The 16,134-nt window shown below is 70.7% G+C and carries 15 protein-coding genes; 5 read left to right on the top strand and 10 right to left on the bottom strand.

What is annotated here, in order from left to right:
• Positions 1–85: 85 nt before the first annotated feature.
• A complete protein-coding gene (gene gltX, locus ACWEQG_RS18135) occupies positions 86–1,459 on the bottom strand; it encodes a glutamate--tRNA ligase (RefSeq protein WP_452286003.1) in 1,374 nt (457 codons plus the stop codon).
• Complete coding sequence (locus tag ACWEQG_RS18130) at positions 1,452–2,222, bottom strand: fumarylacetoacetate hydrolase family protein (protein ID WP_452286001.1); 771 nt, start codon at positions 2,220–2,222, stop codon at positions 1,452–1,454. The genes gltX and ACWEQG_RS18130 overlap by 8 nt, the downstream gene beginning before the upstream one ends.
• Positions 2,223–2,304: 82 nt before the next feature.
• On the opposite strand from ACWEQG_RS18130, the gene ACWEQG_RS18125 reads away from it, so the two are divergent.
• Positions 2,305–2,691 (top strand): antibiotic biosynthesis monooxygenase family protein, encoded by a 387-nt coding sequence (locus ACWEQG_RS18125; RefSeq protein ID WP_452286322.1) that lies wholly within the window; start codon positions 2,305–2,307, stop codon positions 2,689–2,691.
• A 10-nt stretch (positions 2,692–2,701) separates the two neighbouring features.
• On the opposite strand, the gene ACWEQG_RS18120 is transcribed toward ACWEQG_RS18125, so the two are convergent.
• On the bottom strand, positions 2,702–3,301 hold the full coding sequence (locus ACWEQG_RS18120) for a cyanamide hydratase (protein ID WP_452285999.1): 600 nt from the start codon (positions 3,299–3,301) through the stop codon (positions 2,702–2,704).
• 111 nt (positions 3,302–3,412) lie between these two features.
• Here ACWEQG_RS18120 and ACWEQG_RS18115 point away from each other — a divergent pair, with 111 nt between their 5' ends.
• The 3 genes from ACWEQG_RS18115 to ACWEQG_RS18105 all read left to right on the top strand — a co-directional run bounded on the left by ACWEQG_RS18115 (position 3,413) and on the right by ACWEQG_RS18105 (position 6,830).
• Positions 3,413–4,384, top strand: a complete 972-nt coding sequence (locus tag ACWEQG_RS18115) for a GlxA family transcriptional regulator (protein ID WP_452285997.1) — start codon at positions 3,413–3,415, stop codon at positions 4,382–4,384.
• Positions 4,385–4,429: 45 nt separating this feature from the next.
• On the top strand, positions 4,430–5,032 hold the full coding sequence (locus ACWEQG_RS18110) for a cysteine hydrolase family protein (protein WP_452285995.1): 603 nt from the start codon (positions 4,430–4,432) through the stop codon (positions 5,030–5,032).
• A 118-nt stretch (positions 5,033–5,150) separates the two neighbouring features.
• Positions 5,151–6,830 (top strand): heparinase II/III domain-containing protein, encoded by a 1,680-nt coding sequence (locus tag ACWEQG_RS18105; RefSeq protein WP_452285994.1) that lies wholly within the window; start codon positions 5,151–5,153, stop codon positions 6,828–6,830.
• Positions 6,831–6,873: 43 nt separating this feature from the next.
• Here ACWEQG_RS18105 and ACWEQG_RS18100 read toward each other — a convergent pair whose 3' ends face one another.
• The 4 genes from ACWEQG_RS18100 to cimA all read right to left on the bottom strand — a co-directional run bounded on the left by ACWEQG_RS18100 (position 6,874) and on the right by cimA (position 10,979).
• Complete coding sequence (locus tag ACWEQG_RS18100; RefSeq protein ID WP_452285992.1) at positions 6,874–7,527, bottom strand: DivIVA domain-containing protein; 654 nt, start codon at positions 7,525–7,527, stop codon at positions 6,874–6,876.
• Positions 7,524–8,645 carry a globin domain-containing protein gene (locus ACWEQG_RS18095; RefSeq protein ID WP_452285990.1) on the bottom strand — a complete coding sequence of 374 codons (1,122 nt, stop codon included), beginning with the start codon at positions 8,643–8,645 and terminating at the stop codon, positions 7,524–7,526. The genes ACWEQG_RS18100 and ACWEQG_RS18095 overlap by 4 nt, the downstream gene beginning before the upstream one ends.
• Positions 8,646–9,026, bottom strand: a complete 381-nt coding sequence (locus ACWEQG_RS18090; RefSeq protein ID WP_452285988.1) for a group I truncated hemoglobin — start codon at positions 9,024–9,026, stop codon at positions 8,646–8,648.
• 378 nt (positions 9,027–9,404) lie between these two features.
• Entirely contained in the window at positions 9,405–10,979 is a 1,575-nt protein-coding gene (gene cimA, locus ACWEQG_RS18085; RefSeq protein WP_452285987.1) for a citramalate synthase, read from the bottom strand.
• A 555-nt stretch (positions 10,980–11,534) separates the two neighbouring features.
• Here cimA and ACWEQG_RS18080 point away from each other — a divergent pair.
• Entirely contained in the window at positions 11,535–12,134 is a 600-nt protein-coding gene (locus ACWEQG_RS18080; RefSeq protein ID WP_452285985.1) for a hypothetical protein, read from the top strand.
• Between the two features lie 125 nt (positions 12,135–12,259).
• Here ACWEQG_RS18080 and ACWEQG_RS18075 read toward each other — a convergent pair whose 3' ends face one another.
• The 3 genes from ACWEQG_RS18075 to ACWEQG_RS18065 form a co-directional block, all read right to left on the bottom strand.
• On the bottom strand, positions 12,260–13,351 hold the full coding sequence (locus ACWEQG_RS18075) for a branched-chain amino acid aminotransferase (RefSeq protein ID WP_452285983.1): 1,092 nt from the start codon (positions 13,349–13,351) through the stop codon (positions 12,260–12,262).
• 144 nt (positions 13,352–13,495) lie between these two features.
• Positions 13,496–14,542 (bottom strand): 3-isopropylmalate dehydrogenase, encoded by a 1,047-nt coding sequence (locus ACWEQG_RS18070; RefSeq protein ID WP_452285981.1) that lies wholly within the window; start codon positions 14,540–14,542, stop codon positions 13,496–13,498.
• A gap of 76 nt (positions 14,543–14,618) precedes the next feature.
• The gene (locus ACWEQG_RS18065; protein WP_452285979.1) at positions 14,619–15,815 is read right to left on the bottom strand and encodes an ROK family protein; all 1,197 of its coding nucleotides are present in this window, start codon (positions 15,813–15,815) and stop codon (positions 14,619–14,621) included.
• Between the last annotated feature and the right edge of the window lie 319 nt (positions 15,816–16,134).

Below are 16,134 nucleotides of genomic sequence, written 5' to 3'. Positions count from 1 at the left end.
CGGCGCCGGGGACCCTCTTCAGGGGATCCCCGGCGCCGTCGCCCTCACCTGCCTCCGCGCGCCCGCTGTGGGGCGCCCTGACGTGTCAGGACACCTCGGACAGCCGGGCGAGAGCCGTACGGAGCCGGTCGAGCGAGCGCTCGCGGCCGAGCACCTCGATCGACTCGAACAGCGGCAGGCCCACGGTCCTGCCGGTGATCGCCACGCGGACGGGCGCCTGCGCCTTGCCGAGTTTGAGCCCGTGGGCGAGGCCGACCTCCTCCAGGGCGGTCTTGAGCGACTCGGGGTCCCAGCTGACCGTCTCCAGTCGCTCGGCGTACCCGGCCAGGATCTCGGCCGCCCCCGGCTTCATCGCCTTGTCCCAGGACGCCTGGTCGAAGACGGGCTCGTCCAGGAACAGGAAGTCGACGTTGGCGGTGACCTCCGACAGCACGGCGACCCGCGTCTGCACCAGGTCGGCCACGCGGGCGAACACCGCGCGGTCCCAGGACGGGTCGAGCCACGGCTCGCAGCGGGAGACGAACACCTCGCGGGGCAGCGCCCGGATGTACTCGCCGTTGAAGGCCCGGAGCTTCTTCTCGTCGAAGAAGGCCGGGGCCTGGTTCACGTCCTCCAGCCGGAACAGCGGCATCATCTCCGACCACGGCATGATCTCGCGGTCGTCGCCGGGCCCCCAGCCGAGCAGCATGAGGTAGTTGACCATCGCCTCGGCGAGGTAGCCCTCGTCGCGGTAGGACTCGAGGGCGACCTTGTCGCGGCGCTTGGACAGCTTCTGCCGCTTCTCGTTTACGATCACGGGCACGTGCGCCCAGACCGGCGGCTCCGCCCCGAGCGCCTTCCACAGGAGCTGCTGCTTGGGCGTGTTGGACAGGTGCTCCTCGGCGCGGACCACGTGGTCGATCCGCATCTCCATGTCGTCGACGACGTTGGCGAGGATGAACAGCGGCGAGCCGTCCCCGCGGACGATGACGAAGTCCTCCATCGCCGAGTTGGGGAACTCCACCCGCCCGCGGACCTTGTCGTCCACGACCGTCACGCCCTCGTCGGGCGTACGGAACCGCACGGCGCCCTCGGTCAGGCCGAGGTCGCGGCAGTGGCCGTCGTAGCCCTGGTGCTCGGAGCCGGTCCTGGCCTTCACGTCGTCGCGCGTGCAGGTGCAGTGGTAGGCCTTGCCGTCCTTGAGCAGCTTGGCCGCGGCCTCGCGGTGCTGCTGCTCGTAGGCGGACTGGAAGTACGGCCCCTCGAAGCGCGGCGAGCCGCCGTTGATGCCGATCCAGGCGAGGGCCGAGATGATGCCCTCGGTCCACTCTGGCCGGTTGCGTGCCGCGTCCGTGTCCTCGATGCGCAGCACGAACGTGCCGCCGGACTGCTCGGCGATCGCCCAGTTGAACAGCGCCGAACGGGCGCCGCCGACGTGGAACATGCCGGTGGGCGAAGGGGCGAAGCGCACCCTAGTCACGTGAGATCACCCGGTTAGTGAGAGTTCCGATTCCTTCGATGGAGACGCCGACCTCGTCGCCCACGGACATCGGGCCCACGCCGGCGGGCGTGCCGGTCAGGATGACGTCGCCGGGCAGCAGGGTCATGACCGCGCTCACGTACGCGACGAGCGCGGGGATGTCGTGCAGCAGGAGGGAGGTCCGGGCGCTCTGCCTGACCTCGCCGTTGAGCGTGGTGGTGATCGCCAGGTCGGCCGGGTCGAGCTCGGTCTCGATCCAGGGACCGAGCGGGCAGAACGTGTCGAAGCCCTTGGCCCTGGTCCACTGGCCGTCCCTGGCCTGCAGGTCGCGCGCGGTGACGTCGTTGGCGCAGGTGTAGCCGAAGATGACGTCGCCCGCCCGTTCGGCGGGGACGTCGCGGCACAGCCGGCCGATCACCACGGCCAGCTCGCCTTCGTAGTCGACCCGCTCCGACAGCTTCGCCGGATACGCGATCGCCTCCGAGGGACCGATCACGGTCGTGTTGGGCTTGAGGAACACGACCGGCTCCGCCGGGGGCTCGCCGCCCATCTCCCTGGCGTGGTCGGCGTAGTTCTTTCCGATAGCGATGATCTTGCTGGGCAACATGGGGGCGACCAGGCGGACCTCGGCCACCGGGATCCGCTCACCGGTGAACTCCACCCCGTGGAAGGGGTGCCCGCCGATCCGGGCGATGACCTGCCCGCCGTCTTCCACCACGCCGAAGGCGACCTGGTCGCCCATCGAGAACCTCGCGATACGCACGTCACGAGCCTAGTGGGGTATCCCACGGTGGCGTACTTAAGGTGGTCTGGTGACAGGGGAAGTCGAGCGTACGGGAGTCGATGTGCCTTCGGTCGTGAAGATCAACGTGCTGACGGTGCCCGAGGAGATGCGGCGCGAACTGGAGAAGCGGTTCGCCAACCGGGCCGGGATGGTCGAGTCGGCCGACGGGTTCGAGTGGTTCGAGCTGTTGCGTCCGGTGGAGGGCAGTGACCGCTACCTCGTCTACACGCGGTGGCGCAGCGAGGAGGACTTCCGGCGCTGGCAGGAGAGCCGGGCGTTCCAGTCGGGGCACGCGCAGGCCGCCGCCGAGGCCGGCGCGCAGGGCCATGGGCATGGCCAGGGCCACGGGCAGGGTCAGGGCCACGGGCAGGGTCAGGGCCCGGCCGCGACCGACTCCGAGCTGTGGTCGTTCGAGGTCGTGGAGAGCACCGGGCCCAAGCAGGACTGAACGGCCCCGGTCAGGCGTCGAGCGGGTTCGCGGCGACCCGACCGGCCATGCCGTCGGCGACGAAGTGCGCCGCGGCACAGTCCGGCTTGCGCCGCGCCTGCTCCTCGAACACGGCGAGGAACTCCTGACCGAAGCCGAGCCGGGGGTAGCGGGCGAGCACGGCGGCCCGGTCGTCCGCGGAGAACTCCTCCGGCCGCTGCCCCGACACGTCCCACGACGTGGCGACCTGCAGCAGGTGCGACTCGGGGTCCTCGTCCGCGGTGACCGCGTCGCGCATGTGGACCACGATGATCTTCTCGGCCCGCGCGCATCTGTCCGGCGACCACCCGGCCGCCGTGCAGAAGACCCAGGCGAGGCGCCCTCCCGCCTCCTCGAACGGCACCTCGTGGCTGTCGAAGGTCTCGGTCAGCCCGATGTCGTGGAGCAGGGAGGACACGTAGTACAGCTCGTCGTCGAAGGCGATCCCGTGCGCCCCGGCGTACCCGGCGCCCCACAGGTACGACCTGATCGAGTGGTTGAGGAGCGCGGGCGAGCAGAACCGGGTGGCGACGGCCAGCGCGGCCGTCGCGGCGGCGGTGTCGGGAAGCGTCGTGGGAAACGGAGTCGGCATTGGCCCAGGCTGGCAGAGCGGCCGACCCGGGCGCGAGCGGCCACACGGCCACTTCCCGCACGATTCGGGCCACAGACGGGCTGCGCCGAGCCGCCCAATAGCATTCCGGCCATGACGTTCCACCGGGTGGCGGTCGTGCTGTTCGACCGGACCCCGATGTTCGAGTCCGCCGTGCCGATCTCGGTCTTCGGGGAGGACCGGCCCGGCCTGCCGCCCTTCGACGTACGGGTGGTCGGCGGGGACGGCGGCGCCGAGGTGCGGACGAACGCCGGGGTCCGCCTGGCGACGCCGCACGGGCTGGACGCGGTGGCGACATCCGACCTGGTGATCGTGCCGACCTACCGGCGTCCGCCGGACGAGCCGCCGCCCGCTCCCGCCCTGGACGCGCTGCGGGCCGCGTACGAGCGCGGCGCGATCGTCGCGGGGCTGTGCCTGGGCACGTTCGTGCTGGCCGGTGCGGGGCTGCTGGAGAACCGGGCCGCGAGCACCCACTGGGCGTACGCCGGGCTGCTCGCCCGCCTCCACCCGGACGTGTCGGTGCGCGCGGACGACCTCTACGTGGACGAGGGCAGGATCCTCACCAGCGCGGGCAGCGCGGGCGGCATCGACCTGTGCCTGCACCTGGTGCGCAGGGAGTTCGGCGCGGACGCGGCGACCGCGATCGCCCGCCGGATGGTCGTCGCGCCTCATCGGGCGGGTGGCCAGGCCCAGTTCGTGGAGCATCCCGTGCCGGGCCCCGCGGCGGGCGACCCGCTGGGCGCGACACTGGACTGGGCGGTGCGCAACATCGACCGCCCGCTCGGCGCGGACGCGCTGGCGGCCCGCGCGCTCATGAGCCGCCGCACGTTCGACCGGCGGTTCCGGGAGGCCACCGGCACCTCCCCGGCCCGATGGCTGCTGCACCAGCGGGTGCTGCAGGCGCAGCGCCTGCTGGAGACGAGCGGCCTGCCGATCGAGCAGGTCGCCCGGCGCTGCGGCTTCGCCTCCGCGGTCGCGCTGCGCCCGCACTTCCGGCGGCTGGTCGGCGTCTCCCCCGCCGCCTACCGCCAGTCGTTCGGCCGGAATCCCTCGGTGGATGGCTGAGGCCGCTCTCACGCCCGTACGGCCGGCCGCGCCACCCTCGGATCCATGAACCGAGCACTGATCGTCATCGACGTCCAGAACGAGTACTTCACCGGCAACCTGCCCATCGCCCATCCGCCGCGGGAGGAGAGCCTGGCGGCGATCCTGCGGGCGATGGACGCCGCGGAGCGGCACGGCGTCCCCGTGATCGTCGTTCGGCACACCGCCCCCGCCGCCTCACCGCTGTTCGCGAAGGGCTCGCACGGCTGGGAACTGCGCGAGGAGGTCGCGGCCCGGCCGTACGCGCACCTGGTGGACAAGACCAAGGCGTCGGCCTTCCACGGGACCGGCCTGGCCGGGGTTCTCGACGGGATCGACACGGTCGCGATCGCGGGCTACATGACCCAGAACTGCGACGAGTCGACCGCCAGGGACGCCTTCCATCTCGGCTTCGCGGTCGAGTTCCTGTCCGACGCCACCGGGACCGTGCCGCTGGCGAACGCCGCCGGAACGCTGTCCGCCCGGCAGGCGCACGAGCACGTCCTGGTCGTCATGCAGTCCAACTTCGCCGCCGTGACCAGCACCGATGAGTGGATCGACGCCGTGGCGGCCGGAGTCCCGCTCGCCCGTCCGAGCATCTGGGAGAGCACCGCGCCCGCCCGCGCCTGACCGCAACCCGGCAGGCCATTTGTGAGCAGTTGTGCAGTTGTGACCGAAGCGACTTGACCAGATCGTCAGAATTCGGACAGCATGAGCCGCCCCGATTCGATCTCGGAAGGAACCCGGCGTGTTCCGCCGCCTCTCAGCCCTCTCCCTGTCAGCGGTCCTCCCGCTGACCGCGCTCGCCGTGCTCACCGGGGCCACGCCCGCCCAGGCACGGGCTCCGCACCGCACACCGGAGTGCCAGGGGGACTGGCTGCCCGCGACCCCCACCTCCGGCGACGTCATGAGCGGCAAGCTGTCCTTCCTCGGCCTGCCCGCGGTCACGGTGGGCGAGGACGTCGACTGGCGCATTGACCCGTACAAGAACAGGTCCTGGCAGATGGTGTTCCAGTCGCTGCGGTGGATGGGCCGGCTCGTGGCCGACTACGAGTCGACCGGCGAGAAGGACTACCTGAGCCGGGCCGAGGAGATCGCAAAGGACTGGGTCGCCGACAACCCCTACGGCGGGCGCACCACCAGCCCGTACGCCTGGGCCGAGCACCCGATCGCGCTGCGCGCCCCGGCGCTGGTGTGCCTGAGCAGGTATGTGAAGGCCGGCTGGCTGAAGAACAGCCTCGCCCTGCACGCCAGGCTGCTGTCCGACCCCAAGCACTACGAGCTCGGCCACAACCACGGGCTCGACCAGGACATCGGCCTGCTGCGCATCGGCTGCCGCTACGGGAACCCGAAGTGGAAGAACCTCGCGGTCAGCCGCATGGTCAAGTCGATGAAGCTCGACATCGACGGGCAGGGCGCGCTGCGCGAGCAGGCGCCGCGCTACGCCATCTACGTGCACGACCGGCTCAGGGTGGCGGTCGACACGATCAAGGACTGCGGGATGAAGGTCCCGGCGGCCCTGGCCACCCGCTGGGAGAGCCTGCCGCGCCACATCAGCGCCGCCACCCAGCCCAACGGCTACATGGTGCCGATCGGCGACGGGCCCGCCGACGTCCAGCCGGCCGCCTTCGACCACGCCAAGTCGACCGTGCAGGTCTTCGACGCCGGGTACGTCTTCGGCCGCACGGCCTGGGACGACCCCAAGTCGGCCTACTACTCGATCCGCTTCGGGCCGGCGTTGAAGTTCCACGGCCACGAGGACCACATGGGCGTCACCTACTACGCCCAGGGCCGCTCGATCCTCACCGAGGCGGGCTTCCACTCGTACGAGAACACGCCGTACCGGCGATGGACGCTGAGCCCGGAGGCCCACAACGTGCCGGTGATCGTGGGCAGGAAGTTCCGCGGGCACACTCCCACCGCGCTGGTGGGCAGGTCCGTGCGCGGGGACCGGCAGACGTTCACCTTCACCGACAGGGCGTACGGCGTGCAGCGCAAGCGGTCGGTGCTGGTCAACCACCGCGAGGACGTGCTGGCGGTGCTCGACAGCGGCGGCGCGAAGCTCCGCAACCTGTGGCACCTCGCCCCCGGGCTGAAGGTCGTGTCCAACTCGGGCGGACGGATCGTGGTGGCCGACGGCGGGTGGAAGGCGTCGATCGTCCAGCTGACGATGCCGTCCTGCGAGGCCGTCGGCGGCCAGCGGGTGGTGAGCGGGCAGACCTCGCCCTACCAGGGCTGGGTCTCGCCGGGCTACATGCGCAAGGAGCCGGCTCCGGCGATCGTCTCACCCGTGGCGAAGTCGTTGCTGACCGTGGTCGTTCCGGGAACCGACCGGCCGGAGGTCACCTGCTCAGGACGCACGCTGATCGTGCACACCCCGGCCGGATCGGTCACGCTGCGCGCGAGCTCCTCCGGCACGCTGTCGTAGGTCACGACCGGACCTCCTCCCCCGACAGGAGACCGGCGGGCGGCTATCCGTACACCGACGGCGACGAGGAGCCGCCCGCCAGCTGCTTGGCCTGGTCGGGCACGTGGCCGAGCTTGTCGACCTCATGCGCGAGTCCCTCCAGGACCGCGCGCAACTGCACCTGGGTGACGTCCGCGAACGTACGCAGGTAGGCGATCCTGCGCTCCAGCTCCTCGGCCTCGGCGCTCTGCAGCCCGTTGCCGGAGGCGCGGTAGGCGCCGACCGCCTGGTTGGCGGCCTCCTCCGCCTGCCGCTGCGCCTCCAGCAGCAGCTCCTCGTACTGCTGGCGGGCCTGGCCCACGATCCGCCGCGCGTAGTCCTCCGCCTCCGCGATCTGGGCGTCGGCGGTCTGCTGCGCGCGGGACAGGATGTTGATGGCGTCGACGCTGAGGGTCTGCGGCGCGGCGGACTGCTCCGGGTTGAGGCCGTGTTCCTTATACCACTGCTTCATGCGGTCGATGTACGCCCGCAGGTCCGCCTTCTCCTTGTCGCTGGTCGCCATGTCCTCCGCGACGCGGTAGAGGAACGCGCGCACCTCGTCCTCGCTGTAGCCGCGGCGCCCGAGCGAGGTGCGCGTGAACTCCTGCTTGCGGACCCGATCCGGGGTGAGGGGCTGGCGCTCGCCCGCCGGGCTTCCCCAGGGCATCTCTGCCGTCATGACTCCCGACCTCTGTCGCTCGTGAACTCGTCGAAGTGGATCTGCTCGGTAGGCACCCCGGCGTCAATCAGTCGTCCGACCGTGGCCTGGACCATCTCCTCGGATCCGCAGACGAAGACATGCTGGCCACGCCATCCCTGCAGCGCGACGTCCACGGCGTAACCGCGGGCGCCCCGGAAGAAGGGATCGTGGGAGACGACCGGCACGACGTTCAGCCAGGGGTGCTCGGCGGCCATCTTGGCAAGCGACTCGTAGTCGTACAACTCCCTGGAGGTCCGGGCGCCCATGACGAGGTCCACCCTGCGCGTCGGGCCCTCGTAGGCGATCTGCTCCACCAACGCCTTCATCGGCGCGAGGCCGGTGCCGCCCGCGATCATGAGCAGGTCGCCCTGGACGTCCGGGGAGAGCGTCAGCCGTTCCCCCACCGCGGCGCCCACGCGCAGCATCTCGCCCCGCCGCGCGCCCATGACGAGCGCGGAGCTGAGCACGCCGCCGTCGACCATACGTACGTGCAGGTCGATGGTGTTGTCCTGGCGCGGCGCGTTGGCGAACGAGTAGAACCGCCAGATACGCGGGCGAACGGCGTAGGAGATCGACGCCGACTGGCCCGGCCGGAAGGGGTACTGGTAGTTCAGCCGGGCGCGGATGACAGCGATGCCGAGGGTGCGCATCTCATGGCTGACGATCTCCGCCTCCCACCAGGGCGGGGAGACCTTCGACGCGTCGTTGGCGGCGTCGACCATCACCTGGGCGACCAGGTTGTACGCCTGCGTCCAGTCGTGCGCGAGCGCGGGGGTCCACCGGTCGCCCAGGAAGTGCTCGAGCGTGGCGAGCAGCGCCTGTCCGACGGCGGGGTAGTGCGTGGCGGTGACCCCGAACTTGCGGTGGTCGCGGCCGAGCTGCTGGAGGAACGGGACGACGCCCTCCACCTGGTCGACGTTGCTGACGACCTGCCCGAGCGCGGTCACGAGCTTGTCGCGCTGGCGTGCCATCGACACCGGGAACATGTCACGCACGTCCGGGTTCATCAGGAAGAGAACCGAGTAGAAGTACAGCGGCACCTGGTCACCCGAACGGGAGACGAGGTGCCAGCTGTCCTTGAGAGCCTGCGTATCCACTCAGTCGGCCGTTTCCGCGGGCTCGGCGACGATGGACGACTTCACCTTGCCGAGGACGAGGCCGACGTCGCGCAGGATGTCCTCGCCGACGCCGCTCTCCTGCAGGACCGCGAAGAGGTGCTCACCCACCTTGTCGTAATGCTCGGACGTGATGCCCATGCCGGCGTGGGCCTCGCCCAGGTCACGACCCTCGTACGGCTCCGGGCCGCCGAGGACCGAGCACAGCAGCACGACCATGTGCCGCTTCAGCCTGGGCATGTCGACGCCGACGAAGTACGGCTTGAGATCGTCGTCGCCGAGCACGCGGACGTAGAAGCGGTCGACGACGTCGCGCACGACCGGTGCGCCGCCGATCTGGTCGTAATAGGACGAGGTGTTCACAGACCCTCCCATATGGGGTGCACCAGCGAGGGGGATGACTGCCGTCCGAAGATTTCCATACTCGGGGCAGTCACGCGGCTGGCCATAGTGACAGACGTGGCTCGGCTCCCGCGACGCGGCCGCCTCCGATGGACAGATCAGGAGACGGGCGCGGACGCCGCGGGCCTACAGGGGTTGCGTGCACAGATGCTTCTTGCCGTCACCCTCCGTCGAGCCAGAGCATTGGCGCTGAGGCTGGAACCGCGGCCGGCGTCGCCGATCGTGGCGATGACCGCCTCAGAGCTTTGCCTATCTAAGCACCAACTAGACTAAATGTCACTAAAACCACTGCATTCACCTGCAGAACGTGAGCACCACTCACTCCACCCGGATCGCAGGTCAGGCGCTGTGGCCTGCCCGCAGCAGGCCGTACGTCACCGCCTGCTCCAGCGCCTGCCAGGACGCCTCGATGACGTTCTCGCCCACCCCGACGGTGGCCCATTCTCCGGTCGCGTCGCTGGAGGTGATCAGCACCCGGGTGATCGCGTCCGTGCCGTGGGTGCCCTCCAGGATGCGGACCTTGAAGTCGATCAGCTCGACCCCCGCGAGCTCGGGGTAGAGCTTCTCCAGCGCCAGCCGCACCGCCCGGTCGAGCGCGTTGACCGGGCCGTTCCCCTCGCCGGTCGCGATGATCCGCTCACCCTTGGCGTGGAGCTTGACGGTCGCCTCGCTGACCACGTCGCCGCCGGGCCGGCGCTCGACGATCACCCGCCACGACTCGACCGTGAAGTAGCGCCGGAGCTCGCCGTCGACCGTGTCGCGCAGCAGCAGCTCGAACGACGCGTCGGCCGCCTCGAACGTGTGCCCCTTGGCCTCCAGGTCCTTGACCCGCTCGACCAGCCGCCTGGACTGCTCTCCACTGAGCTCGTAGCCCAGCTCGCGGCCCTTCAGCTCCACGGAGGCTCGCCCCGCCATGTCGGAGACCAGCATCCGCATGTCGTTGCCGACCTCGGCGGGGTCGATGTGCTGGTAGAGGTTCGGGTCCACCTTGATCGCCGACGCGTGCAGGCCCGCCTTGTGGGCGAAGGCCGACGTGCCGACGTACGGCTGGTGCGAGTTCGGCGTGACGTTGGTGACCTCGGTGATCGCGTGGGCGATGCGGGTCATGTCGCGCAGCGACTGCGGCGGCACGAGGTCGAATCCCCGCTTGAGCTGGAGGTTCGCCACCACGGTGAACAGGTTGGCGTTGCCGGAGCGCTCGCCGTACCCGTTGGCGCAGCCCTGCACGTGCGTGGCGCCGGCCTTCACCGCGGCCAGCGTGTTGGCGACCGCGCAGCCGGTGTCGTCGTGGCAGTGGATGCCGATCCGGGCTCCGGTGCCGGCCGCCTCGTGCACCACGTCGGCCAGCTCGTCGGGCAGCATGCCGCCGTTGGTGTCGCACAGCGCGACCACCGACGCCCCGGCCTCCGCGGCCGTGCGCAGCACCTCCAGCGCGTACGCGGGGTTGGAGCGGTAGCCGTCGAAGAAGTGCTCGGCGTCGAGGAAGACGCGCTGGCCCTCCGCCGTCAGGTGGGAGACCGTGTCGCGGATCATCGCGAGGTTCTCCTCCAGCGTCGTGCGGAGGGCCAGTTCCACGTGGCGGTCGTGGCTCTTGGCCACGAGCGTCACGATCGGCGCGCCGGATTCGCGCAGCGCGGCCACCAGCGGGTCGTCGGCGGCCTTCACGCCCGCCCGGCGGGTCGCGCCGAACGCGGCGAGCTGCGCGTGCTTCAGGTCGAGCTCGGTCTGAGCCCGCCGGAAGAACTCGGTGTCCTTGGGGTTGGCGCCCGGCCAGCCGCCCTCGATGAAGCCGACGCCGAGGCCGTCCAGGTGACGCGCGATGGCAAGCTTGTCGGCGACGGTGAGGTTCAGCCCCTCCTGCTGGGCGCCGTCGCGGAGCGTCGTGTCGTACACATGGAAACGATCGTCGGCCATCTCTGTGTCTCCTTCGCGGGGTTGTGTCTCGCCGCGCGCTCATCGGCCTGTGAATCGGCTCGAGGCCCAAACAAAAAGACCCCTCACGGACGTGAGAGGTCTGCGCGCCGGCGATGTCCTTCAGCCGGCGCGCCTGCCGATAATGAGCAGACCGTAGTACATGGTGCTGAGCAGTTTGCCACAGCCGGTCACCCTCTGGCACATCGATCTCATAGTACGAGATGTCCGGGAGTGTTCGCGCAGGTCAGCGCGGCCACATCGGACACGATGACCGGAAGGGCGGCCGCGACCTCGGCGCCGTCCGAGTGGCGACCCGCCTGCGACCGGCCGCACGGCCGTTGTCCACGTGGCCGTTTGCAGGGAGATCGCCGGTTTTATTCGTCACTCCGGGCAAGGACGCCGTAATAACCTGCCATACGCCTGCGGGACACACGATCAACGCCCCATCGGCGAGTACGCTCGCGAAGCGGTTCGTATTCATGAACCTCTTCGCCAGGACTCGTTTTCGTACAGCAGGTTTTCCTACAGCAGGTTTCCTACAGCAGGGGGCGACGCATGACTGGTCGGCGCGGCGGCGGGGCGTTCCACGGCAGACTCGCCGGTTTCCTACTCGTCGGCACTTCGGCCGCGACCGCCCTCGTCACCACCGTCGGCGCGCTCGGGGCCGCCGCCGACAACGGGCACGGCCGCGGCGACCGCGCGGAGCGGAACGTCGCGGCCCCCACCGGGAAGGACCCGCGCGACCGCCCCGGCACGAAGCTGTCCGTGGAAGGGACCACGCGCAACCGGGGCTACCAGCACACGAGCGCCAACACCGCCGGCGGCTCCTCGAACGTGCAGAACGCACTGTGCCGGCGCGCCCGGGTCTGCAACATCACCCAGCACGTGACCGTCGCCGGCCCGCGCGAGACCGAGCGGCCCGCGGCCAGACCGGCTCCGGTGCCCACGGTCACCGTCACGGTGACGGCGACGCCCACGCCCACGCCCGTCGTGTCCGCCGCACCGATGCCCCTCGCGACCGTCGCGGCGCCGTGCCCCGGCCGGTCGCTGATCCTGGCCGGCGCGAGGGTCAGCGTGAGCGCCGGTCTGATCGGAGGGCTGGTGTCGCTGTCCACCCTCGGGAAGGGCACGGCCTGCCCGGTCGCGTACGGCTGAGCCGGGCCCGCGAACACGGCTCCGGAAGATCACCCGGCCCGTTACACGGTGCGCGCATGGCCTGACGGCGGGGCGCACCGCGACAGGGAGCAGCGGACGGCGAGCGCCGTACGGCGCCGCGTCCGTCAGCAGATCTTGTGGATCCAGTGGTGGGCGTCGGGGCGGCTGCCGTACTGGATGCCCACGAGTTCCTCGCGAATCTTCATCGTGACCGGCCCGGGGGTGCCGTCGCCGACGATCCAGCTCCGGTCGACGCCCTTGACCGAGCCGACGGGGGTGACCACTGCGGCGGTGCCGCAGGCGAAGACCTCGGTGAGCTCGCCCGACTCACAGCCTGCCTGCCAGTCCTCGATGGAGATCTTGCCCTCCTCGACCGTGTATCCCAGCTCGCCGGCCAGGCTGAGGATCGAGTCGCGGGTGATGCCGGGCAGCAGCGTCCCGGTGAGCGCCGGGGTGACGAGGCGGTCGCCGAAGACGAAGAACAGGTTCATCCCGCCCATCTCCTCGACCCACCGGTGCTCGAACGCGTCGAGCCAGACCACCTGGTCGCAGCCCTCCTCGACGGCCTGCCGCTGGGCCACGAACGCCGCCGCGTAGTTGCCGCCGCACTTGGCGAAGCCGGTGCCGCCGGGCGCGGCGCGGGTGTACTCGGTGGACAGCCAGACCGAGACCGGCTTGAGGCCGCCGGTGAAGTACGACGCGGCGGGCGAGGCGATCACCATGTACTTGTAGTTCCGCGAGGGGTGGTTCACCCCGAGGGCGGGCTGCGTGGCGATCATGAAGGGGCGCAGGTAAAGGCTGTGGCCCTCGGTGGTCGGCACCCAGTCGCGGTCGGTCTGCACGAGGAGTTCGAGCGACTCGACGAACGTGTCCTCGGGGATCTCCGGCATCGCCATCCGCAGCGCCGACTGGTTGAACCGCGCCGCGTTCGCGTACGGCCGGAAGGCGACGATCGAGCCGTTCGACTGCCGGTACGCCTTGAGCCCCTCGAACAGCTCCTGCGCGTAGTGGAACACCGACGTGGCGGGGTCGAGGACGAGCGGACCGTACGGCTGGAGCTTCGCGTCGTGCCAGCCCTCCCCTTCGGTCCAGTCGATGGAGATCATGTGGTCGGTGAAGACCTGACCGAAGCCGGGGCTCGCCAGCACCTGCTCACGCTCGGCCGCGCTGCGGGCCTGCGGATTGAGCTGCACGTCGAACCTGAGGTGGGTGGTCATGGCGAGGTCCTTCTCTCTTCGTCGTCGTAGTAATTGTGCGACGAGACGGCTAAGGGAAAACTAGGGCATTCGGCAGGTATGAAAAAGCGCATGGCGGCCCATACCGGGCCGCCATGCGCGTGAGGTCGTGATGAGCGGCCGGGATCAGCCGGCTACTCGGGCGGCGATGTCGTCGCCGATCTCGCGGGTGGAGCGCGCGGTCCACGCGCTCTGACGCTCGATCAGGTCGTCGGCCACGGCCTGCTCGACGCGGGCCGACGCCTCGGCGTGACCGAGGTGGTCGAGGAGCATGGCGACCGACAGGATCGTGGCGGTCGGGTCGGCCTTGCCCTGGCCCGCGATGTCCGGCGCGCTGCCGTGGACGGGCTCGAACATGGACGGCGCCGTGCGGGCCGGGTTGACGTTGCCGCTGGCCGCCAGGCCGATGCCGCCGGCGATCGCCGCGCCGATGTCGGTCAGGATGTCGCCGAACAGGTTGTCGGTGACGATCACGTCGAACCGCTGCGGCTGGGTGATGAAGAACATGGAGGCGGCGTCGACGTGGCAGTAGTCGGTCTCGACCTCGGGGAACTCCAGGCTGAGCCGGTCGACGGTGCGCGCCCACAGGTCGCCGGCGAACGTCAGCACGTTGGTCTTGTGGACCAGCGTCAGCTTGCGGCGCGGCCGGCTCAGGGCCTTCTCGAAGGCGTAGCGCGCGACGCGCTCGACGCCGTACGCCGTGTTGAGCGACTCCTGGGTGGCGATCTCATGCGGCGTGCCGCGGCGCATCACGCCGCCGGCTCCGGCGTACGGACCCTCGGTGCCCTCGCGGACGACGATCATGTCGATGTCCTCGGGGCGGGACTCCCCGAGCGGAGTCGTCACGCCGGGGAACAGCTTGACCGGACGGAGGTTCACGTAGTGGTCGAGCTCGAAGCGCAGGCGCAGCAGCAGCTCGCGCTCCAGGATGCCGGGCGGCACGCTCGGGTCGCCGACGGCGCCCAGCAGGATCGCGTCGTAGCCGCGCAGTTCGTCGAGGACCTCGTCGGGAAGCGTCTGCCCTGTCGCGTGGTAGCGCCTGGCCCCGAGGTCGTACTCGGTGGTCTCGGACTTGACGCCCGCGGCGTTGAGGACCTTGAGGCCTTCGGCGACGACCTCGGTGCCGATACCGTCACCGGGGATCACTGCCAGGCGGATGTTGCTCGACTCCATGCGTGTACCTTACCGGTTGTCTCGGAGATCGAAACACGATCTCACCATTCGGTCCATGCTCGGACATATGCGCCCGTCAGGCGGGTCCCTCTGCCACCGCACGCTCGAAGACGAGGTCGCGTGCCGTGGACAGCCCGACCGCCAGCGCGCCGAGGATCACGGCGTCCGCCCCGAGCGTGGACACCTCGATCCGCGGCGGCGTGAGGGCCACCAGCGTCTCCAGCCGCTCCGCCACGGGACCGGCGAGCAGGTCGCCGGCCTGCGCGCCGATGCCGCCGCCGAGCACGACCAGCTCGGGATCGAGCACGGCGATCACCCCGGCGAGGGCGCGGGCGACGTGGTCGGCCTCCGCGGCCACCACCGCGCACGCGGCCGCGTCGCCGCGGCGCGCGGCGTCGAAAACCTCCTTGGCCGTGGCCGCCGTCATGCCGAGACGTGCCGCCGCCGCGACGACGCCGTCGGCGGAGGCCACCGACTCGAACATGCCGCGCCGGCGGTCGAGGCCGGGGACGTCCTCACCCACCGGCAGGTACGAGATCTCGCCGGCCGCTCCCCGGGCGCCCCGGTAGAGGCCGCCGTCGATGACCACGCCCATGCCGACGCCCGTCCCGATGGACACGAGGACGAAGTGGGAGACCCCCTTGCCCAGGCCGTAGGCGCCCTCTCCCACGGCCGCGAGGTCGACGTCGTTCTCCACCGTGTACGGCGAGCCCGTCACGCCGGCCAGCGCGTCCACCGCGCCGGGCCGCTCCCAGCCCGGCAGGTTCGGCGCGAGCCGCAGCGCCCCGCTCTCCTTGTCGTGGATGCCGGGGGTGCCGAACACGGTGACGGTGACGTCGCCGGGCTCCAGGCCCGCCTCCGCGACCAGCTCGGCCGCCATCCGCGCCAGTTGCTCCCGCGCGCTCTCGTATGAGTGCGCCCGCGACGGCTCCTGCCTCCGCGCCGCGACGTCGCCCACCAGGTCGGCGAGCGCGAGCCGCACGGTGGTGCGGCCGAGGTCGGCGGCGAGCACCCAGCCCGCCTCCGGCCTGATCTCGTAGAGCAGCGCGGCGCGTCCCGCGCCACCGGTGCGCAGCCCGACCGGGCGGACGAGCCTGGCACGCTCCAGGTCGGCCAGCGCCATCGAGATCGTCGGCTTGGACAGTCCCGTCACCTGGGCGAGCTCCGGGCGCGAGGCCTTGCCGAGGCGGAAGATCTCGGTGAACACCGCCCGCTGGTTGATCAGCCGGAGCAGGCTGGTCGTGTTCGCGGCCCCACCGCCGATGCTCACCACGCCATAAAGATTGGCACATGCGGCGATCAGCCGGTCCCGCCGGTCCCGCCGGGGTCAGCGCTGCGGAGCGCCCCCGTTGTCGCGGCGGTCGAGCGCGATCTGCAGGGCCTCGGCCGCCTCGTTCTCAGCGTCTTCGGAACGACCCCAGGGATACATGTCGTACATGGCGATTCTCTCTCTTGACGGAGGAATGCTGAGAGCGGACCCGCTGGCGCGGATCCGGGAACGTCAGCCGCCGGTGGAACGCGGGTCACGCGTCACGGGCGAGCCGAAGGCCGGCGGCGCGGCGCTCCGCGACGGGCCGGCCTGCCCTGATCAG

This window comes from Microbispora sp. NPDC004025 (assembly GCF_053604425.1).
The sequence above is the reverse complement of the archived record's forward strand: the minus strand, read 5'-3'. Positions and strand labels throughout refer to the sequence as shown.

Excerpts from the sequence above, each read along its gene's own strand:
- ACWEQG_RS18120 (WP_452285999.1), bottom strand. The coding sequence starts at position 3,301 with ATGCCGACTCCGTTTCCCACGACGCTTCCCGACACCGCCGCCGCGACG.
- ACWEQG_RS18115 (WP_452285997.1), top strand. The coding sequence starts at position 3,413 with ATGACGTTCCACCGGGTGGCGGTCGTGCTGTTCGACCGGACCCCGATG.
- ACWEQG_RS18110 (WP_452285995.1), top strand. The coding sequence starts at position 4,430 with ATGAACCGAGCACTGATCGTCATCGACGTCCAGAACGAGTACTTCACC.
- ACWEQG_RS18100 (WP_452285992.1), bottom strand. The coding sequence starts at position 7,527 with ATGACGGCAGAGATGCCCTGGGGAAGCCCGGCGGGCGAGCGCCAGCCC.
- cimA (WP_452285987.1), bottom strand. The coding sequence starts at position 10,979 with ATGGCCGACGATCGTTTCCATGTGTACGACACGACGCTCCGCGACGGC.
- ACWEQG_RS18080 (WP_452285985.1), top strand. The coding sequence starts at position 11,535 with ATGACTGGTCGGCGCGGCGGCGGGGCGTTCCACGGCAGACTCGCCGGT.
- ACWEQG_RS18075 (WP_452285983.1), bottom strand. The coding sequence starts at position 13,351 with ATGACCACCCACCTCAGGTTCGACGTGCAGCTCAATCCGCAGGCCCGC.
- ACWEQG_RS18070 (WP_452285981.1), bottom strand. The coding sequence starts at position 14,542 with ATGGAGTCGAGCAACATCCGCCTGGCAGTGATCCCCGGTGACGGTATC.